At 64.7% G+C, this 22,688-nt stretch carries 21 protein-coding genes; 14 read left to right on the top strand and 7 right to left on the bottom strand.

The genetic code is table 11. The features are described 5' to 3' along the window. Positions 1 to 120 precede the first annotated feature (120 nt). Positions 121 to 897, top strand: coding sequence for an SDR family oxidoreductase (locus tag ACREBX_RS05455; protein ID WP_431560741.1), 777 nt, complete (start codon positions 121 to 123; stop codon positions 895 to 897). A gap of 28 nt (positions 898 to 925) precedes the next feature. Here the strand turns inward: ACREBX_RS05455 and ACREBX_RS05460 are convergent, their stop codons facing one another. Then, the gene (locus ACREBX_RS05460) at positions 926 to 1,861 is read right to left on the bottom strand and encodes an alpha/beta hydrolase (RefSeq protein WP_431560742.1); all 936 of its coding nucleotides are present in this window, start codon (positions 1,859 to 1,861) and stop codon (positions 926 to 928) included. On the opposite strand from ACREBX_RS05460, the gene ACREBX_RS05465 reads away from it, so the two are divergent. The 3 genes from ACREBX_RS05465 to ACREBX_RS05475 all read left to right on the top strand — a co-directional run bounded on the left by ACREBX_RS05465 (position 1,860) and on the right by ACREBX_RS05475 (position 4,766). Beyond that, on the top strand, positions 1,860 to 3,047 hold the full coding sequence (locus tag ACREBX_RS05465; RefSeq protein WP_431560743.1) for a helix-turn-helix transcriptional regulator: 1,188 nt from the start codon (positions 1,860 to 1,862) through the stop codon (positions 3,045 to 3,047). The two genes, ACREBX_RS05460 and ACREBX_RS05465, sit on opposite strands and share 2 nt — an antisense overlap. Positions 3,048 to 3,143: 96 nt before the next feature. Then, positions 3,144 to 4,316 carry a sulfotransferase family protein gene (locus ACREBX_RS05470; RefSeq protein ID WP_431560744.1) on the top strand — a complete coding sequence of 391 codons (1,173 nt, stop codon included), beginning with the start codon at positions 3,144 to 3,146 and terminating at the stop codon, positions 4,314 to 4,316. Further along, positions 4,317 to 4,766 carry a nuclear transport factor 2 family protein gene (locus ACREBX_RS05475; protein ID WP_431560745.1) on the top strand — a complete coding sequence of 150 codons (450 nt, stop codon included), beginning with the start codon at positions 4,317 to 4,319 and terminating at the stop codon, positions 4,764 to 4,766. 13 nt (positions 4,767 to 4,779) lie between these two features. Here the strand turns inward: ACREBX_RS05475 and ACREBX_RS05480 are convergent, their stop codons facing one another. Continuing rightward, positions 4,780 to 5,544, bottom strand: coding sequence for an SDR family NAD(P)-dependent oxidoreductase (locus tag ACREBX_RS05480; RefSeq protein ID WP_431560746.1), 765 nt, complete (start codon positions 5,542 to 5,544; stop codon positions 4,780 to 4,782). A gap of 143 nt (positions 5,545 to 5,687) precedes the next feature. On the opposite strand from ACREBX_RS05480, the gene ACREBX_RS05485 reads away from it, so the two are divergent. From ACREBX_RS05485 to ACREBX_RS05525, 9 genes are all read left to right on the top strand, one after another. Next, positions 5,688 to 6,830: an LLM class flavin-dependent oxidoreductase gene (locus tag ACREBX_RS05485; protein ID WP_431560747.1), complete on the top strand. Its 1,143-nt coding sequence runs from the start codon at positions 5,688 to 5,690 to the stop codon at positions 6,828 to 6,830. Between the two features lie 202 nt (positions 6,831 to 7,032). Then, positions 7,033 to 9,297 (top strand): TonB-dependent receptor, encoded by a 2,265-nt coding sequence (locus tag ACREBX_RS05490; protein ID WP_431560748.1) that lies wholly within the window; start codon positions 7,033 to 7,035, stop codon positions 9,295 to 9,297. A 33-nt stretch (positions 9,298 to 9,330) separates the two neighbouring features. Continuing rightward, positions 9,331 to 10,323: a quinone oxidoreductase family protein gene (locus tag ACREBX_RS05495; RefSeq protein ID WP_431560749.1), complete on the top strand. Its 993-nt coding sequence runs from the start codon at positions 9,331 to 9,333 to the stop codon at positions 10,321 to 10,323. Next, a complete protein-coding gene (locus ACREBX_RS05500) occupies positions 10,310 to 10,666 on the top strand; it encodes a hypothetical protein (protein ID WP_431560750.1) in 357 nt (118 codons plus the stop codon). Before ACREBX_RS05495 ends, ACREBX_RS05500 begins: the two co-directional genes overlap by 14 nt. After that, positions 10,659 to 11,291, top strand: a complete 633-nt coding sequence (locus tag ACREBX_RS05505; RefSeq protein WP_431560751.1) for a Dabb family protein — start codon at positions 10,659 to 10,661, stop codon at positions 11,289 to 11,291. The genes ACREBX_RS05500 and ACREBX_RS05505 overlap by 8 nt, the downstream gene beginning before the upstream one ends. A 15-nt stretch (positions 11,292 to 11,306) precedes the next feature. After that, positions 11,307 to 12,110 (top strand): helix-turn-helix domain-containing protein, encoded by an 804-nt coding sequence (locus ACREBX_RS05510; protein ID WP_431560752.1) that lies wholly within the window; start codon positions 11,307 to 11,309, stop codon positions 12,108 to 12,110. Between the two features lie 98 nt (positions 12,111 to 12,208). Further along, entirely contained in the window at positions 12,209 to 13,627 is a 1,419-nt protein-coding gene (locus ACREBX_RS05515; RefSeq protein WP_431560753.1) for a cytochrome P450, read from the top strand. Next, entirely contained in the window at positions 13,627 to 13,962 is a 336-nt protein-coding gene (locus ACREBX_RS05520; RefSeq protein ID WP_431560754.1) for a 2Fe-2S iron-sulfur cluster-binding protein, read from the top strand. Before ACREBX_RS05515 ends, ACREBX_RS05520 begins: the two co-directional genes overlap by 1 nt. A 185-nt stretch (positions 13,963 to 14,147) precedes the next feature. Beyond that, positions 14,148 to 16,514, top strand: a complete 2,367-nt coding sequence (locus ACREBX_RS05525) for a TonB-dependent receptor (RefSeq protein WP_431560755.1) — start codon at positions 14,148 to 14,150, stop codon at positions 16,512 to 16,514. Between the two features lie 112 nt (positions 16,515 to 16,626). On the opposite strand, the gene ACREBX_RS05530 is transcribed toward ACREBX_RS05525, so the two are convergent. The 5 genes from ACREBX_RS05530 to ACREBX_RS05550 all read right to left on the bottom strand — a co-directional run bounded on the left by ACREBX_RS05530 (position 16,627) and on the right by ACREBX_RS05550 (position 20,748). Then, a complete protein-coding gene (locus ACREBX_RS05530; RefSeq protein WP_431560756.1) occupies positions 16,627 to 17,133 on the bottom strand; it encodes an SRPBCC domain-containing protein in 507 nt (168 codons plus the stop codon). Positions 17,134 to 17,180: 47 nt separating this feature from the next. After that, positions 17,181 to 17,894 carry an EthD domain-containing protein gene (locus tag ACREBX_RS05535; RefSeq protein ID WP_431560757.1) on the bottom strand — a complete coding sequence of 238 codons (714 nt, stop codon included), beginning with the start codon at positions 17,892 to 17,894 and terminating at the stop codon, positions 17,181 to 17,183. A gap of 9 nt (positions 17,895 to 17,903) precedes the next feature. Next, on the bottom strand, positions 17,904 to 18,452 hold the full coding sequence (locus tag ACREBX_RS05540) for a VOC family protein (protein WP_431560758.1): 549 nt from the start codon (positions 18,450 to 18,452) through the stop codon (positions 17,904 to 17,906). Between the two features lie 30 nt (positions 18,453 to 18,482). Continuing rightward, positions 18,483 to 19,454 (bottom strand): flavin reductase, encoded by a 972-nt coding sequence (locus ACREBX_RS05545; RefSeq protein ID WP_431560759.1) that lies wholly within the window; start codon positions 19,452 to 19,454, stop codon positions 18,483 to 18,485. 151 nt (positions 19,455 to 19,605) lie between these two features. Next, entirely contained in the window at positions 19,606 to 20,748 is a 1,143-nt protein-coding gene (locus ACREBX_RS05550; RefSeq protein WP_431560760.1) for a helix-turn-helix transcriptional regulator, read from the bottom strand. A 226-nt stretch (positions 20,749 to 20,974) separates the two neighbouring features. On the opposite strand from ACREBX_RS05550, the gene ACREBX_RS05555 reads away from it, so the two are divergent. Beyond that, the gene (locus ACREBX_RS05555; RefSeq protein ID WP_431560761.1) at positions 20,975 to 22,555 is read left to right on the top strand and encodes a FadD3 family acyl-CoA ligase; all 1,581 of its coding nucleotides are present in this window, start codon (positions 20,975 to 20,977) and stop codon (positions 22,553 to 22,555) included. Positions 22,556 to 22,688 lie beyond the last annotated feature (133 nt).

The following is a 22,688-nucleotide window of genomic DNA, read 5'->3' on the forward strand; positions in this document are numbered from 1 at the left end:
CGGTTTCGCATCAGGCATTGTCACTATGCGTTTTGAAAACTTGCGATCTCATCGCATTTCGATAACATATTTCATCATTTGCGACGTTATGCAATATTTTGTGGATCAAGGAGGGCGAAGATGAGTGCATGTCCGCAGTTTCCCGAAGGCGCGACGCTGATTTTCGGCGCCACCGGCGGCATCGGCGCGGCGGTTGCCGGCGAGTTCGCCGCGGCGGGGAGCGACGTGGCGATCGCATGGCGATCGAAACGATCGGAAGCCGAAGCGCTGGCCCGAACCGTCGAATCGGGAGGGCGTAATGCCAGCCTGCACCAATGCGACGTCACCGACGATATGGCGTTGTCCGCCGCCATCGCCGACGCGATCACCACACACGGCCGCATCCACACCATGCTGTGGGGTGCCGGCCCGCTCGTCGCGCAGGTCCACCTTGCCGACACGACGCCCGAACAATGGCGCCGGGCGATCGATGTCGAGGTCCACGGCTTTTTCAACGCCACGCACCGCATCCTTCCGCACATGCGCGAGCAGGGCGGCGGCTCGTTCGTTCATCTGGGGTCGGCGGGTGACTTGCGCTGGCCCGACAAGGACGGCCTGTCGGTTGCGCCCAAGGCCGCGAACGAAGCGCTGGTCCGCGGCATCGCGCGCGAGGAGGGGAAGCACGGCATCCGCGCCAACTCCATCCTCGTCGGCGTGATCGAGGCCGGCATGTTCCTCGAACTTTCGAAACAGGGCGTGTTCGACGACGCATGGGCCGCCGAGGTCCACAAGAATCTCGCACTCAAGCGTTGGGGTCGCCCCGAAGAAATCGGTCATGCCGCGGTCTTCCTTGCCTCGTCCAAAGCTGCCTACATCACGGGGCAGCAGATTGCGGTCGCGGGCGGTTACGGGGTCTGACGCGACGGCGCAGACCCCGGCACCCTTGTTACGCCACGGCTTCCATCGCGAAAGCGGCCCGCAATCCCCGCGCCGCCGTTCCCACCGCGACATCGGCCTGCGGCAGCATGCCCAGCATGCTGGCAAAGCCATGGATCACACCGGGGAAATGGTCATGCGTCACCGTCACGCCCGCCGCCTTCAGCGCTTCGGCATAGGCGATGCCCTCGTCGCGCAGCGGGTCGAACTCGGCGGTGACGATCGTCGCCGACGGCAGGCCGGCCAGGCTGTCGGCGCGGATCGGGGTCGCAAGGGCGCCGGCGGTGCGACCGGCATCGCCCAGATATTGCGCCCAGAACCACTGCATCATTTCGCTGCTCAGCATATAGCCGGTGGCGTTCTCGATATGGGAAGCACGGGTGAAATCATTGTCGACGACGGGATAGAGCAGCAGCTGGTGCGCGATCGCGGGCCCGCCCTCGTCGCGCGCCGCGAGGCACAGCGCCGCGGACAAGTTGCCGCCCGCGCTGTCGCCGCCGATCGCGATCCGGCCGGCGTCGATACCGAGGGTGCTGGCCTGCGCCACCGCGGCGACGACGGCGGCGCGGACGGTGTCGAGCGCGGCCGGGTAACGATGCTCGGGCGAGAGCGGATATTCGAGCGAGAGCACCGCGATCTCGGCCGCCGCGGCGAGCGCGCGGCACAGCGGGTCATGGGTGTCGAGCGTCCCGAACACCCAGCCGCCGCCGTGAACGAAGACGAGCAGCGGCAGCGTCACCCCGGGCATCGGGTGATAAAGGCGCGCCTTCACGGCGCCCGCGCGGGTATCGAGCGTCACGTCGCGAACTTCGGCGACGCCGGCCTTGGGTACGGGCATCGGCTGCTCGTCGGCCAGCCGCAGCGCGGCGGGATCGAAGGGCGCGTTCATGTGCGGCAGCGCGTTCATCATATCGAGCAACGGCGCGAGGGCAGGATCAATGGGCATGGCAAAACTCTCCGGCTTGTGGGATGGAATGGATGGAAATGAAGGTGCGATGACGAAGGCAGGCGGACCGACCGCAGAATTTTCGAAGCTGCTCACCGACCTGTTCGGCGGCTTGCTGACCGACACGCCGTGGGAGGATTTTCTGCGCGGCCTCGCGCTCCATCTCGACGGCACTTACGCGACGCTGATCCTGACGATGCCGGGCACGCGCAAACCGGGAACGATCGTCACCCCCGACGCCGATCCGCAAACCAGCGAAGACTATGCCGAAAGCTTCTTTGCCAGCGACCCGTTCAAGGGATTGCCCGAAGGCAAGGTCTTGTCCTTCAGCGACTTTGTGCAGGGCGCTGCGCGCGCGAGCGATTTTTGGCGCGACTTCCTCGAGGCCGCGGGAGGCGACCAGATTCTCGGGGTGGACCTGCGTTTCGACAGCGGTTTCGAGGCGCGGCTGCGCGTGACGCGCGACCGCAGCCGGCACGATTTCGGCGTCGCCGAGCGCGATGCGTTGCAGGCGCTCGTTCCGCATCTGCGCCACGCCATCCAGCTGTTCGAACGGCTGCAGGCGTCGGGCGCCGAACATGGCGTCTATCGTGGCGTTGTCGAACAGATGGGCGTGGCGGCGATCACGCTCGACCACGACGGAAAGGTGATCCGCACCAACGCGGTCGCCGAGCGCCTGCTTGCCGAGGGCGACGGGCTGACGCTGGCGGGCGGGCGGCTCCGGCTGGCGGCGGGTACGGCTCACCGCACCCTCGAAAAGCTGCTTAAAATGCTCGATGCGGAGACCGATCCCGCCGCCTCGCCGCCCCAGCGCTTCCGCATCGAGCGGCCCTCGGGGCAGCGCGATCTGGGCGTGGTCGCGAAGGCGGTGACGACGCCGGCCTTCATGCGCGGTGGCAAAGGCGCGGCGCTGGCTTTGTTCATCAGCGATCCGGGACAGGATGCGGCGCCCGATCCCGAAGCGATCCGCGACCTGTTCCAGTTGACGCGGATGGAGGCGCTGCTCGCCGCGGCGCTCGCGGGTGGCGGTTCGCTGGTCGAAGCCGCCGACCGGCTGGGCATCGCGCACAACACCGCCCGCTCGCACCTGCGCTCGATCTTCGCCAAGACCGGCGCCCGGCGCCAGTCGCAGCTTGTGCACCTGCTCCACGCCGGAATGACCGAATTGGGTGGTTCCACCACCTAAGGGTATTGCTTCTTTCTGCGTAGATGATAGCATTGTCTTGTACGAATATCGTATGTGATATATAAAATTGCTATCATAATGCAGAGAGGATGTGCCGTGAAAGAGGCAATTGGCCAAGTGCCGGATCGCGACGTGCTTGTCGCGCGGGCGTGCGAACAGACGGGGCTTTCGGATTTCGGCAACACCTGGTTCTTCGCCAATCTCGACGCACTGATCCCCGCGCTCAATACCGAAGCCCGGCTCAGCGAGGCGGGGGTGGCGAGCGCTTCGGCAATGATCGTCAATGGCCTCGTCAACCGCCTGCGCCATGTCGATCTGGTCAAGCGCCACCCCGAAATCCTCGATGAGCAGGTCGAGGTTGCGGCGGTCGTCGTCGGCCTGCCGCGAACGGGTAGCACCATGCTTCACCGCATGCTCGCCTCGGCGCCGGGGATGACCGGGACGCGCTGGTTCGAGACACAGAATTACGCCCCCTTTCCCGAAGAGGAGCGCGGCAAGCCCGAAGCGCGGCGCGAAGCGGCGCGGGGCTTCCTCGACTATATGCTCAGGGCGATTCCCGACCTCATGTCGATCCATCCGATGAGCATCGATCAGCCCGACGAGGAACTCATCATCCTCGGCCAGCTCTTTTCGAGCACGATGATCGAGGGAACCTATTATGTCCCGAGCTTCGCGCGCTGGCTGACCGAACATGATCGCGTCCAATGCTATCGCGATCTCAAGCAGATTCTCCAGTCGTTGCAATGGCAGGACCAAAGCCGCAAAGGCGCGAAATGGGTGCTCAAGACCCCCGGCCACCTGCTGGCGCTCGACGCCGTGATCGCGGTTTTTCCCGAGGCGAAGATCGTGATGACGCATCGCGATCCGGTCGCTACGGTCCCGAGCTATAGCAGCATGGAGCACAGTCTTTATCGGATGGTGTCCGACAGCGTTGATCCGGCGAGCGTCGCCGCCTTCTGGGTGCCGCGGCTCGCCGATCTGCTCGACCGTTTCATGGCGGTGCGCGGACAGGTCGCGGGACAGAATTTCATCGACGTCCGCTACGCCGATCTGCTGGGCGATCCGATCGGTGAGGGCGTGCGGGTGCTCGCGGCCGCGGGGGTCGATGTCACCGACGCTGTGCGTGCGGGCATGGCCGAATGGATCGAAGCGAACAAGCGCGAGGATCGCGCGCCGCACAAATATGCACTTGAAGATTTCGGTCTTGACCGCTCGGATGTAGAACAGCGTTTCGCGGCCTATCGAGCCGCCTTCCTGGGAGGGGAATAGATGATGACCGAAGCCGTCAACCTCGCTGCGATCGAGGAAATCCGGTTGCTCAAGGCGCGCTATCTGCGCGCGCTCGACACCAAGGACTGGGTGCTGTTGCGCAGCCTGCTCACCGACGACATGGTCGGCGACTTTCGCGAAATGCCGGGTGAAACCGATGAAGGATTGCTGACCACCGGTGCCGAGGCTTTTGTCGCAGGGGTCGCCGCCACGCTCGAAAATGCGACGACGGTTCATCACGTCCACAGCTTCGAGATCCGCTTCACCGGCGCGCGCGACGCCGAGGGCATCTGGGCGATGGACGATCATTTCTGGGCGGGCGAGGGAAGCGACCTTGCAGGCCGCTCGCGCCACGGTTTCGGGCATTATCACGATTGCTACCGCAAGGCGCGCGGACGCTGGCTGATCGCCAGGACCCGGCTCAGCCGCATCCGCGTCGTGCGTGACTGACGCGCCCTCCGGCTCATTCGGGCATCGGCGGATAGCTGGCCAGATAGCCCGCATCGACGATATGCGACTGCCCGTTGATCCCGCCCGAGCGCGGGCTTGCGAGGAACAGCGCGACCTCCGCGATATGCTGGGGCAACAGCACGCCGCCATAATCGGGGAGCGCGAGCGTATCGGCCGGCTGGATCGGGGCCTGCTCCGCCACCCCGAGGATCGCGGTCGCGACCGGCCCGGGGCAGATCGCGTTGACGCGCAGGCCGCGCGCCGCGAAGCTCTGTGACGTCGATCGCACCAGCCCGATCACGCCGTGCTTGGCGGCGCTATAGGCGGCCGCGACATTCAGTCCGATGACGCCCGAGGTCGAGGCGGTCACCACCGCCGCGCCGCCCGCTTCGAGCGCGGGCATCACCGATTGCAGCCCCAGCCACGCGCCCTTCAGGTTGATCGCGACCATATTGTCGAAGGTCGCGGTGCCCGATTCTTCGAAACCCGTCTGCGCATAGGCGCCCGCATTCAGGAAAGCAGCGTCGAGCCGCCCGAAATCCTGCTTTGCGGCGGCGACCATCGCATCATTGTCGGCGGCGCTGGCGACGTCGCAACGGATAGCGCGCGCGCGGCCGCCCTTGGCGCGGATCGCCGCGGCGATCGCCTCGGCGCCGGCTTCGTTGATGTCGGCGACCACGACCGCGGCGCCCTCTTCGGCAAAGCGGAGTGCTGCCGCGACGCCAATTCCCGAAGCGCCGCCGGTTACCAGCGCGACCTTGCCCTCGAACATGCCCATCTCGATCCTCTCTCCATCCCTTGTTGCCCGATTTCGTAGCACCGGCGGGGTCAGGCGAATTGATCCAATTGGACGAGGAACGGCCGCGAACGGGCGCCTTATGCTCGCAAAAAATGCGGGATAACGGAGAGGATCGGACGCTCATGAAATTTTCGATTATTTACGAAGCGCAGATGGTGGACACATCGCGTGCAAACGAAGCGCGCTGCTTTCACGAGATTATCGAACAATCTCTGCTGGCCGAGGAAATGGGGTTCGACACCGTCTGGGCGGTCGAGCACACTGCGCTCACCCAATATGCGCATATGTCGGCGCCCGAGACCTTCCTCGCCTTCCTCGCCGGCAAGACCACGCGCCTCGGCATAGGCCATGGCGTCGTCTGCCTCCCCCCTGCGATGAACCATCCGGTCAAGGTCGCCGAACGGATTGCGACGCTCGACATCCTGTCCAAAGGCCGCGTCCATTTCGGCATGGGCAAGGGCGGCACGCAGCAGGAAGCGGGAACCTTCGGCTATGATCTGGGCGCACTTCAGCCGATGATCGATGAATCGATGTACCTGATCCCGAAAATCATGGTGCAGGACGAGATCGAACATGACGGCGAATATATTCAGATACCGCGCCGTCCGATCCATCCCAAGCCCTATCAGGACCCGCACCCGCCGCTCTATATGGCGTGCACGCGCGCCGACGCGCTGACCACCGCCGGATCACGCGGGATCGGTGCGCTCGTGCTCGGCTTTGCCGGACCCGACGACATTGCCGCGAAGAACGCGATCTATCGCGCGGCGTGGGCCAATCGCACGGCCGAGGATCAGGTAGGCTTTCGCCCGACCGAACATCTTGCGGCACTTTGTCCGGCGCTGGTGCTGGGTGATCGCGAAAAGGCGCGGCGCATTGGCCTTCGCGGCCAGCGCTTCTTCGTCGAATCGCTCGGCTATTGGTATCAGGGCGGTCCCAAGCCGACGGTCGAGGATCTGTCGGGCGACGAGCAGGCGGCGATCCTCCAGCAAGAGAAGGAGGCGGTCGTCGCCTATCTATCCGAGGAAAAGATCACCATCGGGTCCGAACATACCGGCGCTTATGAAGAAGTGCAGGACGCCTATGGCACCCCCGACGATTGCATCCGCTACGTCCAGCGCCTGTTCGACGCCGGGGCCGACGAGATACTCTTCCTCTTCCAGATGGGCGCGGTGCCGCACGACGTGATCCTGGAAACCATCCGCAACATCGGAACGCATGTGATCCCGCATTTCAGGGTGCAGGCCGCGGTCGCCGCACAATAGCGGTTTCCGTACCGGCCCGGCGAGTGACGTCGCCGGGCGACCTCGACATAAAGCGATGAAATATGACAGAAAACCCCATCTGATAAACGCAGAATATATATATAATTACCATTTGATGTTGAAATGCGTTTAATGGAGTGTCAATTGCGATGCATAAGAGAGGCATTATCTCGGAAATATTCCGGGTCGCAGAGGGGCAATCATGAAAAATTACAGGCATTTCGCGCGCGCGTCGGTCGCGCTGGTAGCGCTCGCGGCGGCGCATCCCCTTTTCGCGCAGGAGCAGACGCCCGCTGCCGCCGCGGACATGGCGAGCGAAGCTGAATCCACCGAGATCGTCGTCACCGCGCGCCGGCGCGAGGAAAAGCTGCAGGACGTGCCGATCGCGATCACCGCGATCGGCGGTGCGCAGCTCGACTCGCGCGGCTTCGACGGGGTCACCGACGTCGGCCAGGTCGCGCCCAATCTCCAGTTCACCCCGGGGCAGGGCGGCAACAGCGGCGGCGTCTCGGCCTTCATCCGCGGTGTCGGCGAGAATGATTTCATCATCACCTCCGATCCCGCGGTCGCGCTCTATATCGACGGCGTCTATGTCGCGCGCAGCTTTGGCGCGACCACCGAGCTTCTGGGCATCGACCGGATCGAGGTGCTGCGCGGGCCGCAGGGGTCGCTGTTTGGCAAGAACACGATCGGCGGCGCGATCAGCGTCGTCTCGCGCGTGCCGACGGGTGACCGGCTCGAAGGCGACATCCGCTACGGCTCGTTCAACGATCTCCGGCTGCGCGCCAATGTCGAGGCGGGGCTGTCGGACAATCTCGCGATTGGCGTCGCCGCGCTCGGCGAATGGGGCGAGGGCTGGCAGAAAGTGCCGTCGGGCAAGAATCTCGGCAACCGCAATGTTCAGGCGGGCCGGCTGACGCTCCACTATGATGCGTCGCCGATCGATGCGGTGCTGACCGTCGACGGGCTGCGCCGGCGTCAGAACAGCACGCCGCACAGCATGCTGTCCTTCACTCCGACCTTCTTCTCGGGGCTGCAATCGACCTTCATCGCGCCGTGCTGCACCGCTCCCGGCAGCATCAACCGCACCGACACCACCGATTTCCTCAACCGCGACGATACCGATTCGGCAAACGCGACGCTGACGCTCTCGGCCGATCTGGGCGGCGGCACGTTGAAGTCGATCAGTGCCTATCGCTGGGTCCATGCGATCTTCGGGCGCGACGGCGATGCGTCGGCGGACGTCAATTATGCGGGCGACATCCATGACGAGAGCGCACGCCAGCTCTCGCAGGAACTGCAATATGCGACCAGCCTGTTCGGCGATCGTGGCACGCTGCTGCTCGGTGCCTATTATTTCCGCGAGAAATCGCGCGACGATACGCTGCTCTACGTCGCCGACGGGCTCTATCCCCGGTTGATCGCGGCGGGTTTCGATCCCGCGCTCGCCACCGCGCTCGATTTCAACATCGACTTCGCCAACCGCCAGAAGACGACCAATTATGCGCTCTTCGGCAACGCCACCTTCGACGTTACCGATGCGCTGACGCTCGAACTCGGCGCGCGCTACACTTGGGAGAAAAAGGTCTGGGATCAGGCCGCGATGCGGTTCTACAGCCAGCAGCCGCTACTCGCGGGCATGCCCTCGTACCGGTTGAGCGAGGACTGGAAGGCGTTCACGCCGCGCGCTTCGCTCGCGTATAAATTCACCCCAGACATCCTCGGTTATGTCTCCTGGTCGCGCGGCTTCCGCAGCGGCGGCTTCAACGGGCGGCCGACTTCGGTCGAGGAAATCGGGTCCTACGATCCCGAATATCTGACCGCGTACGAGGCAGGGCTCAAGACCACGCTGGGCGGGCGTGTGACATTGAACCTCTCGGCCTTCCGCAACGATTACAAGGATCAGCAGCTACTGATCTCGACGGTCAGCCCAAACACTGGCCTGATCGTGGTGCGCACCGACAACGCCGGCAAGTCGCGGATCCAGGGGATCGAACTGGAGGCCGACGTTCGCGTTTCGCGCGAGCTTCGGCTGAGCGGTTCGTTCGGTTATCTCGATGCGAAATATCTGCGCTACACCTCGGTGATCGGCGGGGTTCCGACCGATGTCAGCTTCCGCAATCCGAAGCAGGCGCCCGATCTCACCGCGAGCGGCAGCATCGTCTATTCGACCGCGCTGTCGGGCAGCGTCGATGCGAGCTTCCGGCTCGACGCCGCCTATCGCAGCCTCACCTGGATCGATGTCGAAAATTCGCCGCTGATGCGCGCGCCCGATCATGCGATCCTGAACGCCAGCGCCGAATTCACGCTGCCCGCGCGCGGGCTGTCGCTGCGGCTCGCGGTTGACAACATCACCGACAAGCGCGTGCTGACCGCGGGTTACGACGCCTCGTCCAGCTTCGGCTTCGTCGAGGGCTATTTCAACGATCCGCGCCGTTATTCGGTGACGCTCAGCTTTCGGCGCTGAGGCGAGCTGGCGAACGACAGGGAGGAGATGCGAATGCGTGCGATGGTGATCGACGGTTTTGGCGATGCCGACGTGCTGCACTGGAGTGAATTGCCTACGCCCGAACCCGGGCCGGGCGAGGTGCTTGTGCGCGTCGTCTGCGCGGGGGTGAATCCCGCGGACTGGAAGACGCGCGAGGGCAAGCTCTCCGCCTATATCGACTATCATTTTCCCTTCGTGCTCGGCTTCGATCTCGCGGGCATCGTCGAGACGGTGGGCGAGGGCATCGATGCGTTCCGGCCCGGCGACCGCGTCTTCGGCATGTCGCGGCAAGGGCAGGGACTCGATGGCTCCTACGCCGAATATTGCATCGCCGATGCCGCCTTTCTTGCGCCGTTGCCGCCGGGGTGGAGCTTTGCGCAGGCGGCGGCGCTGCCGGTCGCGGGCACGACTGCCTATGGCGGAATTGTCGACGTCGGCGAACTGCGCAAAGGCCAACTCGTCCTGATCAACGGCGGCGCTGGCGGCGTTGGCAGCATCGGCATCCAGGTGGCGAAGGCGCTTGGAGCGCGCGTCGCGGTGACCTGCGGCGTGGACAATCATGCCTATGTCCGCGGGCTCGGCGCCGAACTCGCGATCGACTATCGCGGCGGCGACGTCGCGGACAGGGTCCGAAAATGGGCGCCGGCCGGTGTCGATCTGGTGCTCGATGCGGTCGGTCTCGATACGTTGCTTCCCGCCGCGCTCGACATCGTCGCGCCCGGCGGCCGTTATGTCGAGATCGAGACGCTGGTGTCGCGCGCGGACAACGCGCTGGTCGCAGAGGCCGCGGCACGGAGCATCAGCATCCTGTCGAACATGGTCGCGGTCGCGCGGCTGCCCGAACATCTGAAGGGGCTCGCCATGCTCTGCGCTTCGCGCGGCGTGAAGCCTCCCGCGATCGAGGCCCTGCCGCTCGGCGAGGTCGCCGAGGCGCACCGCCGGGTCGAGGCGCAACATGTCCGGGGCAAGCTCATCCTCGATGTGGCCGACCATGACGCGCGCTGAACGGCGGACCATCCACGCGATCGACGAGATCGTCGCGAAGCCGGGCGACGGCAAGGCGCTGCTGGAGGACTATATGGCGCGCTATGCGCCCGGCGCGCGTGAGCGCGGCATGCACCTCGAACAAGTGCTCGTCAGTCCGCCGATGTGGCTTGATGACCAGCCCAACACACTGAGTTTCCGCTGGTCGATTGCCGATACGGGCGGCTGGTGGCAGATGCGGTTCGTCGGCGGCAACGACCCCGCGGTCGCCGCCTGGTGGGCCGAGGCCGATTTGCGCGCGGTCAGTCGCCGGCGATTCTTCGCGGCCGATCCCGCCGATATTGAAGGCATTTGCGATGTTTAAGCTGACCCGCCTTGTCACGCTCGCCGATCCTGCCGGTCTGGCGTCTCTCGCCAAAGACGCGCGCGCACTCGGCAGCGCGCATATGGCGTATCGTCTGCTCGTCGCCCCCACCTTGCCCGGCAGCCATTTCGGCGGCGACCTGATCGTCCATTGTGCGTTCGACAGCGCGGAGCAGCGCGATGCGTTCGGCGCGGCGCTGGTGCCGCTGCTCGCCCGGGCGCCTGTCGCCTCGGCCGATGGCGCCGATTATCAGGGCGCACCGGGCGGCAAGCACGATCCCGACCTTGTGAACGGCGTCTATCGCGTGCTGTTGCTCAGCGTGGACGAACGCAGCGATCCCGAAACCGTTGCCGAGTTCGAAGCCGAAACGCGGATGATGCCGCATTACATCCCCGCGATCCGCAACTGGCAGCTCAGCCGCGCCGACGCGGCAGTCGGCGAACGCCGCTGGACGCACGTCTGGGAGCAGGAATATGCCGGCATCGAGGGGTTGCTCGGCCCCTATATGCTCCACCCCTATCATTGGGCGCGGATCGACCGCTGGTTCGACCCCGAATGCCCCGATCGCATCGTCGATGCGCGGCTCTGTCACAGTTTCTGCGCGCTTGAGGCGTCGATCCTTTAGGGCGATAAGCGCGCGATGACCCCGCCCGCGCCCCTGCATACGCAAAGCATCTATCTGGTCGACGCGCTGAAGCGCATCCTGAAAGAGCGCGGGATGACCTATGCCGATGTCGCGGGTGCGCTCGGCATCAGCCATGCGAGCGTCCGGCGCACCTTCGCGCAGAATAGCTTCACGCTCGCGCGGATCGACGAGATTTGCGAACTGGCCGGCGTCGATTTCCTCGCGCTCGCGCGGATGGCCGACGAGATGCGGCCCGCGATGCCGGCGACGCTGACCGACGCGCAGGAACAGGCGCTGGTCGACGAGCCGCTCGCGCTCTTCTGCTTTCACCTCGCGCTCGGCGGCTGGACGGTCGACCGGATCGAGGCCGACTATGCGATCGATCAGACCCAGCTCATCCCCGCGCTCATGAAACTCGAACGGATCGGGCTGATCCAGCTTCTCCCCGGCAATGCGATCCGCCTGATGACCGCGCGCAGCATCGGCTGGCGGCGAGGCGGGCCGATGCGACGCTTTTTCGACCGGCGCGTGAAGGAGGAGTTCCTGCAATATGATTTCTCGGCGCCGGGATCGATCTGGGAATTCGAGATCGGCGAGCTGTCGGACGCATCGCGCGCGCTGCTCGAACGGCGGCTCGCCAGCCTGTTCCGCGAGGTCCGCGACCTCGTCGCGCGCGACGCGCCGTTGCCGCCCGCGGTCAAGACCAACGTCGGGCTGCTGATCGCGTCGACCCCGATTCCGCTGCCGATGGTCGCGCGCGACGTCGGATCGGGCTCGCTCGGTACTGAAAGGCGCGCCAAACAATCCTTAAAGGATTGAAATTCGCTATTCAGGCGTGACACGCTCGGCCGCCGGCCGCCCGCGCGCGATGATCCTTCCCGTTCGGCCGCGAAGACGGCGTTGAGAGGAGAATCAGGATGTCGGCAATCGCGATGAACCCGCCCGCGATGGGCGGAGGGATGCCGTTCCTCGGCCACCTGACCAGCTTCTTCAAGGATCCCGTCGGATTGCTGCGCAGGGGCTATCAGGAACATGGCCCGATCTATTCGTTCCGCATGGGCGGGCGGAACATGGTCGTGATGCTCGGCCCCGACAATAATCGCTTCGTCTTTCAGGAAACCGACAAGCTGCTGTCGATCCGCGAATCGATGCCCTTCTTCCACAAGATGTTCTCGCCCAACTTCTACTCCTTCGCCGAGATGGAGGAGTATCTGAACCAGCGCGCGGTGATCATGCCGCGCTTCAAGGCTTCGGCGATGAAGCAATATGTCCCGGTGATGGCCGAAGAGGCGATGGCGCTCTGTCACCGGCTCGGCGACAATGGGGAGTTCGATCTCGTCTCGACCCTCGGGCCGGTCGTCATGGACATCGCGGCGCACAGCTTCATGGGGCGCGATTTCAAGCAGAAGCTGGGCCATGAATTTTTCGAACTGTTCCGCGACTTCTCCGGCGGGATGGAATTTGTCCTGCCGCTGTGGCTCCCGACGAAGAAGATGCGGCGCAGCCAGGCCGCCAAGAAAAAACTGCACCAGATCCTCGGCGACTGGATCAGGCAGCGCCGCGCGCATCCGATCGAGCCCGCCGACTTCTTCCAGGACATGGTCGCATCGACCTATCCTGACGGCCGGCCGATCCCCGACGAGTTGATCATCCACATGATCCTGCTCCTCGTCTGGGCGGGGCATGAGACGACCGCGGGGCAGGTCAGCTGGGCGATGATCGATGTTCTTCAGAACCGTGAGTATCAGGGCGTTCTCCGCGACGAAATCGCGACCATATTGGGTTCGGCCTCGGGCGCCGATCTCAGCTGGGAACAGGCGATCGCGATGCAGAAGATGGACCTTGCGCTGCGCGAAACCGAACGGCTACATCCGGTGGCCTTCACGATGATCCGCAAGGCGGCCGCCGACTTCCAGCGCGACGGCTATCAGATTCGCGAAGGCGACTGGATATTGCTCGCGCCTTCGGTCAGCCATCGGATGAGCGAGATCTTCGACCGGCCCGACGACTATGATCCCGAACGCTTCAACACCGAACGGGCGGACAGCAAGGTCGAATCGAACAGCCTGATCGGCTTTGGCGGCGGCATGCACCGCTGTGCCGGGGTCAACTTCGCGCGAATGGAGATGAAGGCGCTGATTGCCATCCTGCTCCAGCGCTACGACATGGAATTGATCGACACGCCGCGCCCGATCGCCGGTGCGGGCACCTATTGGCCCGAACAGCCGTGCCGGGTGCGCTACAAACGGCGGACGATCGCCGCCCGTTCCGCCGCCGATCTCGATGCGCTTGCCGGCGCTGCGGGCTGCCCGATGCACGCGAAGGGCGCGAACTGATGGCCCGCGTCACCTATGTCCAGCCCGACGGGAGCGAAAAGACCTGCACCAACTTCGAGGGCATGGCGGTCATGCACCTCGCCATCGGCAATCTGGTCGACGGAATCGATGCCTTGTGCGGCGGCGTCCGCCAGTGCGGCACCTGCCATGTCTATGTCGACGATGCCTGGGTCGACCGAGTCGGGCCGCCAGGCGAGGAGGAGGCCATCATGCTCGATGCGCTGGCCGATTTTATCGAGGTCACGCCGGGCAGCCGGCTGAGCTGCCAGATCCATATCACCGAGGAACTGGACGGGTTGAGGGTTCATATCCCCAAAGAACAGCCCGGAATTTAAATGCGTTAGGGGCGGAAACTGGGGCGGCTTTGCCGCCCTTTTTTTGTCCGTATACCCACCCCCAAAAGGGGGTGTTGAATTACCTTCTTGCGTAGGTATGTATTGCATATATTACGCATCATGTGAAAATTGATAAAAAGTGGCACATAATACGCCATAATCGATAAGCGAAAGGGATGGGACTGATGAAGGCACGCACACATCGCCGCACGCAGATGGCCGCCATTGCGCTGATCGCGCCCTGGATGGCCAGCGCCGCGCAAGCGCAGCAGGCCGAACAGGCGCCGCAGGCCGAGGGTGCCGCGTCCGAAGGACTGGGCGAAATCATCGTCACGGCGCAGAAGCGCGCGGAGAGCCTGCAGGACACGCCGCTTGCGATCAGCGCGATCAACGCCGAAGCGATCGAGCAGCGCGGTATCACCAGCGTCGCCGCGCTTGGCAGCGCGGCGCCCAACCTCATCATCACCGAAACGCCGTCGGCGACGGCCAACCCGTCGATTTCGATCCGCGGCATCGTCGACAACGACCCGATCCTGACCGCCGATCCCGCGGTGGGGCTTTATGTCGACGGCGTCATCGTCGGCCGTTCGGCGGGCGCGCTGTTCGACATGATGGACCTCGAGCGCGTCGAGATCCTGCGCGGGCCGCAGGGGACGCTCTATGGCCGCAACACGACGGGCGGCGCGGTCAACCTGATCTCGGCCAAGCCGTCGAAGGATTTCGGCGGCAAGTTGCAGGTCGGCTATGGCAAGTTCGACGAGCGCGTGGTCAAGGCGCTGATCGATACCGGTGAGCTCGGCGATACGGGGCTCGCGCTGAAGCTCGGCTATTACCACAGCCAGCGCGACGGGACGGTCGACAACCTGCTCGAACCTTCGGACAAGCGCGACCCCGGGGCGCGCAACACCGACGCGGTGCGCGCGGCGGTCCGTTTCGACAAGGGCACCGGCTTCACTGTCGATTATGTCTTTGATTCGAGCGATCGCAACGGCCGCGCCAACGCCTTCCAGCTTCGTGCGGTTCGCCAGGACATTCTCGATTACCTGAACGCCTCGCCCGCACTCGGCGGGACGGCGCCGCAGGTGTCGCAGGACAGGCTTTCGCAGGTGCGCCTCGACAATGACGGCAATGCTCATGACAAGGTCCAGGGCCATTCGCTGACGATCAACTGGGAGATTGGCGACGCGACGCTGCGTTCGATCACCGGCTATCGCAAGTGGGACAATGTGAACGACAGTTCGGACATCGACGGCAATGGCGGGCTGGTCGGCTTCCTCGTCAACCCCGCGATCCTCGTGCCGCCCAACGCCTTCATTCCCGAAGGCATCGGCCCGATCGACCTGTTCCACACCAGCAACGAACGGCATCAAAAGCAATTTTCGCAGGAATTCAACCTGATCGGTTCGATCGGTGACGAGTTCGACTATGTGCTTGGCGCCTATTATTTCCGCGAGCGCGCGACCGAGGATAATCCGCAGGGCTTCACGCTGGTCCTCCCGTCGCCGGTGCCGATCTCGATCGCGCCGGGAGTCAATCTCAACAGCTTTGGCGTCAACCTCGGCACGCTGCTGTCCTATCGTCATATTTCGAAATCGATGGCGGCGTTCAGCCAGATCAGCTGGAAGCCCGCCGCGCTCGACAGCCGGCTCACCATCACCGGAGGGCTGCGCTATACCGAGGACAGGAAGCATCTGATCCAGTCGGCGCCCATGCCGCCGGCGCCGCGCGACCTGATGCGCAAGTTCAGCCGCCTCAACTGGCTGGCGAACATCTCTTACGACTGGAGCGATGACATCATGACCTATGTCCGTGCCAGCACGGGCTACAAGGCGGGTGGTTTCAACGCACGCGCCGCGGACAACAACGGCTTCGATCCCGAGGACCTGACCTCCTATGAGGTCGGGTTCAAGAGCGAACTCTTCGACCGTCGTGTCCGCCTCAACATCGCGGCCTTCCATGCGATCTACGACGATCTGCAGGTGCAGCAGCTCCTTGCCGGGACGGGCGGGGCGGCGAGCACGACGGTCAACGCCGCGAAGGCCACGTATACCGGGATCGAGGCGGAAATCCTGGCGCAGGTCGCCGATGGCTTCACCATCGACGCCTCGGTCGGCTATACCGACCGCAAGTTCAAAAAATTCATGTATGTCGATCCGTTCACCGGCATTGCTGCCGACATTTCGGACGTCGCCAAGTTTCAATATTCGGCCGCGACGACCGCGAATATCGGCGCGCAATATGAAACCGCGCTTGGCGATTTCGGCAATTTCATCGCGCGCGCCGACTGGAGCTATCGCAGCAAGGTCTATTGGCATCCGGTCAACCCGTTTAATGAGGAGATCGCCGATGGCGGCGTCGGCCTGCTGAACGCGCGCCTGTCGATCTCGGACATTGCGATCGGTGGCGCAAAAGCTTCGATCGCGGTCTGGGGCCGGAATCTCACGAAGGAAGATTATCTGCTTTCGGGGATCGACTTCGGCTCGCTGGGCTTTGCCGGCGTCATGTACGGCGACCCGCGCAGCTATGGCATCGAGTTGGCGCTCAAATTCTGACCCGACCTTGTTCGGGTGAAACTGAAAGAGCCGGATACCGAGCGATCGGCATCCGGCTTCTTTTTTTGCCATGATGGCGCCGCCCCAAAAGGTGGCGGCAGCTACGCTGGTCTTATGATGCGGCGTTGCTGGCCTTGTGCATCGCCTCGGCGCGCGCCTTGAGCGCATAAGCGGTGTCGTCGAAGGCGCGCTTCACCCACGGGCCGGCGAAGCGCATGACATGGATGCCGTTCGGCCCCAGAAAGGCGTCGGTCGAATGATAGGCGCACGCCTCGTCGCCCAGCACCTCGACGACTTGGTCGCGCCGCGCCGGATAGGGCCATGCATCGTCGTGCGGCAATGCCCAAGACAGCAGACGCTCGGGTTCGAACGCGCAGACATATTCGCAATTGGGAAAGGTCGCGTCGGGGTCGGTATAGTTTTTCAGGGTCATCTGGACCGGCGCGCCCATTTCGAGCGTCGATTCCGCGGCGATGCAGAAGGGGTTCCATTCGCCGTAGCGGGGCAGGTCGACCAATATCTCCCACACCACCGCTGCGGGGGCGTCGATTTCGACGCGCTCCGAGCGGACGATCGCGTCGGGATCGACATAGTTCAGCGATTCATCGACGTTGCGCATGTTATATCCTTTTCGGTTCCTGCCGCGAACGATGCGCGACTTATTGGCTAGGGCTGGAACGGCCGAATATCGAACTGGCTGGTCGGGATGCAGTCGATCCGGTCGAAATCGATGAAGCGCGCGCAGCTTTCCATCATCAGCCGCTGGTTCTCCGCCAGCCGCGCGGCGTCGCCCGCCGCGTCGAAATAGACCGCCTCGTCGGTCAGCGCGGCGGCGGGGAAGCATTCCTCGACCATCGCGACATAGGCGGGTGCGCCATAGCTCAGCGGCCGCACGATCAGATTCTGGACATATTCAAAGTTGCTTTGCGTATCGACCGCGACCGCCGAATGCTGGCGCTGCCAGGCGTCGCGCCAAGCGTGCCAGCTCAGCCTTGGCGGCAGGCCGAGAAAGACAATCTGGGAAAAGCCTTCGGTACGCGCACCGGGCGTCGGCGGATGCAGCGTGTTGGCGATGATGGTGGATTCGCTCGCCAGCCAGGCGGCATGGCGCGGCGCGGCGTCCGCGATGATCGCATCGACGGCGGCGCGCTCGGGCTCGTTTGCGCTCGGCAGCCAGAGCTGGACCACGGCATCCATCTGCGGGCGGGTCGAGGTCATGCGCGGCGAGGTGCCGGTCGCGACGCTGTCGTCCTGGACATTGATGCGCATCGCGTGCGCCAGTCCGCCGAGCCGCGGCGCGATCTCGCCCAACAGCCGCGCGGTAAAGCGCGCGTCTTCCTCCGCGCTGACTTTCCACAGAGCGTAAATGATCTTTTCCATGATGCTTCCTCAGGCTGCGAAGTCGAAAACGGTAAGGGGGTTGCTGCCGTCCCAGTCGCGGGCGGCGGCTGTTCCTGCCACAAAGCCTTCGCGGATCATCGGCGTCGCCTCGATCAGTTCGAGCAGGATCGCGGGCTCGTCGGGAGCCTCGAGATAGGCGACGCGCGTCGCACCGCCGCCGCTCTCGGCGCTGAACACGGGCACGAGGCCCGCGGCGGCGGCATCCTTCGCGGCGGCCGCGACATCGTCGACCAGCCAGGCGACATGATGCATACCCACGCGCACGCGGCCATTTTGGTCATGATAGGGTGACGGGCCGGTGCCGTGCGGTGCGATCAGCTCGATCTGGGTCTCGCCTTGATACGCAAGCCCGACATCGATCCCGATCCTTGCGGGCGCGCCGCGATATATGCCGTCGAGCGGGACATTGCGATAGACGGTCCAGGGGCCGACGCCCGCGAGGAGGCGCCATTGGTCGATCGCACGATCCAGATTCTCGGTCAGCCAGGCGATCTGGCGGATCGGGCCATGACCCGCAATTGTCCGTATCCTCTCCATCCTCGGGCGCTCCCTCATTCTGTGCGTGGTTTACGGCGTCTCCGGCGCTGCCCACGGATCGGGAAGGCCGGGATCGGTGCTGCGGATGACGTGCTTGAGCAGATGCTTGAGCAGTGCGGTTTCATTCTCGTCGAAAGCGCCCAGCGCATCCTCTTCGGCGGCCTTGGCGGCGGCGGCGAGTTCGACGAGGGTGCGCCGACCGGTCTCGGTCAGCCAGATCCGGTCGGTCGGATCGATCCGGACGATGCCGCGTGTCGCGAGCGATGCGATGCGATCGGGCGTGATGCGCGCGCCGGTATAGCCGATCACGCCCTCGACCCCGGCCGCCGTGCGCCCATCGTTGATGCCGAGCACGCTCAGGATGAAGTGATCGGTGGCGTCGAGGCAATGTTCGCTCAGGCTTTTCTGCATTCGCCCATAGAGCTGGAAATGCGCGCGGCCGAGCAAATAGCCGAGAAAATCCTCGCCAAAGCTGCCCGCGGGCTGCGTGCCGGTATCGCAGGCGGTGAGCATCGCGGCCTTGCGCGCGGCCAGCGCATAGCGGCCGCCATGGAAGAGCAACGGGGCACGGTCCTCATGGTCGAAGGCAATGACTTCGCCCACGAAGATGATGTGATCGCCGCCTTCATATTGATAGGCGGTGCGGCACTGGAAACGCGCGGTGCAGCCGGTGAGCAGCGGTACATCGGCTTCGCCGCGCTCGATTTTGGTGCCGGCGAACTTGTCCGCGCCGCGCTTGGCGAAGCCGTTGGAGAGCGCCTCCTGATCGGCGGCGAGGATATGCACTGCGAAATGCGCGGCGCCCTGAAACGCGTTCATGCTCTGCGATGTGCGCGCGAGGCTCCACAGCACCATCGGCGGATCGAGCGAGACCGAGTTGAAGCTGTTGGCAGTCAGCCCGCAATCTTCGCCCGCGCCGGTCCGTGTCGTGACGATCGTGACCCCGGTCGCGAACGCGCCGAGTGCGCTCCGATATGCGATGGCGTCGGGATTGGCGGCCATAACCTTTTTGCTCCTCATCCGGCCGCGTCTGATGGGCGGGTACATATCGACCCTATCGCCCGGTCCCGGCCGCGCATCGCTCAATTGGACTAGATAGGACGCCCGGATTGCGGCTTTGGCCCGCGCGCCGCCACCCCCTTTTGGGGGCGCGTCACCCGAGAACGGCGACGCTGCGCAGGATCAGGCGGACGAGATCGGCCTGCCGGCTGACCCCGGTCTTGCTGAGGATCGTCTTGCAATAGCTGCGCACGGTATTTTCGGTGAGCTCCAGCCTGGCCGCCGCTTCGGCGAGGCTGAGCCCGGTCGCGAGCAGCGCCGCCAGATGCGCTTCGGACGGCGTGAGGTCGAAGATCTGGCTGACCAGTCTTTCGAGCGGCTGGTTGTTGTCGAGTCCCGAGACATAGACAACCGCGGCGGGACCGGCCTCGTTACTGTAGCGCGAAGGCGTCTCGATCGTGCGCACGAGCACCCCCAGATGCCGGTCGATGTCCGCCTCGACACGCAGCCCTTCGGCGAAGCTGCCGCCGTCGCGGCGCACCGAGAGAGCCTTGCCGATCAGTTGCTGGAGCTGCGCATTGCCCGTCTTGCTCGCGAGCACAAGCCGGTCATCCGCGGCGCGCAGCGCGCTGCTCGATTTGATCAGCGCGCGGCCGGCGCTGTTGGTGCGCAGGATGCGGCCCGCGCCATCGAGGATGAAGGTGCAGAGCGTCAGCCGGTCGAGCGTGTCGATCATCACCTGCAGCTCGGTTTCGTCGCGGCGGATGCGCGAGAAGAGCGCGAGCGACTGTTCGAGATGCGGGCGCAGCGCGAGCAGCACCTGCTTGTCGTCGTCGGCGAAATCCGCTTCATCCGGGCCGTTGGTGAGGCCGACATTGCCCTCCCAGCCGCCGGGTTCGGAAATATACATGCCGAGCTGATATTCGATGCCATAGGGCTGCAATATCTCGCGATAGAAGCGATTGCCGCGAAGGTCGCCCGGCGAGATCACTTCGCTCAGCCTGAAGATGTCGCCGGCTTTCGTCAGCGCGTTGCGCAGCGGGTCGAGATCGCCGAGCTCGGCATGGACCGCATGAATCCGCCGCGCCTCGCGCTCGTCGATCACCGGAGGCGGCCCCCAGATGATCAGCGGCGGCGTACCCTGCCGGCTGAGCCGCAACGTGATCGCCGCGCTGGCGCAGCGCATCCGCCGGCTCAGCGCTTCGAGGAAGCCCAGCCACGGCGTCGCTTCGAGCGGCCCGCGATAGAGCAGGGTCACCAGTTCATCGACTTCGGCCAGAGGTTTCCCGATCCGCATTCCGGCTTCGCTTCCTGTTCGCGTCCCGCCGTCCACATTTATGGGGAGTCGGGCTCCAACCGGCAATGACCTGTCGGGACGTGCGCGGCAAGGGGCGGAGCGCAAATCGCGCGCCCCCCGAATAGGGGTTGTCGCGGCCGCACCCGCGCGTAACGCAGCGAGGAGCAAATCGATCGGGCAAATGGACGGCTTGTCCATGGCTGCCCGGCGCAGGAGACGATCTGCCGTGGCCGAAGCCAAGTTCACGATACCCGATAAAATCTTCGCGGCGGCACGCGCGCATGGCGATGCCGTCGCGATCCGGGGCGAGGACCGGACCGAGATTCGCTATCGCGATCTCGAACCGCTGGTGCGTGCCGCCGCCAAGGGCTTTATCGCCGCGGGGATCGTGGCGGGGGACCGTATCGCGATCTGGGCGCCCAATGCGATCAACTGGATCATCGCCGCCATCGGAGCGCAGGCGGCGGGCGCCGCGATCGTACCGCTTAACACTCGGCTGAAGGGGCGCGAGGCGGGGTACATCCTGCGCACCAGCGGTGCCAAGCTGCTGCTTACCGTCGCTGATTTTCTCGGCACCGCCTATCCGGAATTGATCGCAGATGAGGATCTGCCCGATTTGCGCGGAATCGTCCTGATGGAGGGCGACAAGGGTGGCACGGCTTGGCAGACCTTCCTCGATCGCGGCGCGGCACTTTCCGATGCCGCGGTCGGCGCGCGGATGGATGCGCTGGGCGAGGATCAGGTCTGCGACATCCTCTTTACCTCGGGCACGACGGGCAATCCGAAGGGCGCGGTGACGACGCACGGCCAGAATGTCCGGCTGTATCTCGCCTATGGAGAAACGCTGACCTATGGGCCAGGCGACAATTTCCTGATCATCAACCCGTTTTTCCACAGCTTCGGCTACAAGGCTGGTTGGTTGGTCGCGCTGATGCGCGGGGTGACCGTGCTACCCCACGCTGTGTTCCAGACCGACAAGATACTCGAACGGATCGAGCGCGAGCGCGTCACACTGCTCCCCGGGCCGCCGACCATCTTTCAAAGCCTGCTCGCCGGTCCTTATGACAGGTTCGACATTTCGTCGCTGCGTGTAGCGATCACGGGCGCGGCGTCGGTGCCCGTCACCTTGATCGAGGAGATGCGCGGAAAACTCGGGATCGACGTCGTGCTCACCGCTTATGGCCTCACCGAAACCTGCGGCGTCGTGACGATGTGCGGCGCCGGCGACGACGCCGCGACGATTGCCAACACCGCGGGCCGCCCGCTCGACGGGATCGAGGTCAAGCTGATCGACGAGGCGGGCGAATTGGTGGCGCCGGGCGGGGCGGGCGAACTGCTCGTGCGCGGACCCAATGTGATGCAGGGCTATTTCAACGATCCGGCGGCGACCGCAGCGGCGATCGACGGTGAAGGCTGGCTGCGCACGGGCGACATCGCGGTGCAGGACGCCAGCGGCAATGTGAAGATCACTGACCGCGCCAAGGACATCTTCATCGTCGGCGGCTTCAACGCCTATCCGGCCGAGATCGAAGGGCTGCTCGCGGCCAACCCGGCGGTCATGCAGTCGGCGGTCATTGGCGTGCCCGACGAACGTCTGGGCGAGGTGCCCAATGCCTATGTCGTCCTGCGCCCCGGTGCGAGCGCCAGCCCCGAAGAGATCGTCGCCTGGTGCCGCGAGAATATGGCGAATTACAAGGTGCCGCGTCAGGTGGTCATCGTCGACGCGCTGCCGATGAACGCCGCCGGGAAGGTGCAGAAATTTCTTCTGCGCGACCCCGGGGGAGTAGGTGTCAGACCGGGGGAATGACCGCTGACGACCGGAAGGGGCATAAATCCTCCCCGTGCCGCAGGCATGGGGAGGGGGACCGCGCCCGCAGGGCGTGGTGGAGGGGCGACAACGGTGCGCCAAAGCCCCTCCGTCAGCGCTGCGCGCTGCCACC

The organism is Sphingopyxis sp., from assembly GCF_050725655.1.
Classification (GTDB): domain Bacteria; phylum Pseudomonadota; class Alphaproteobacteria; order Sphingomonadales; family Sphingomonadaceae; genus Sphingopyxis.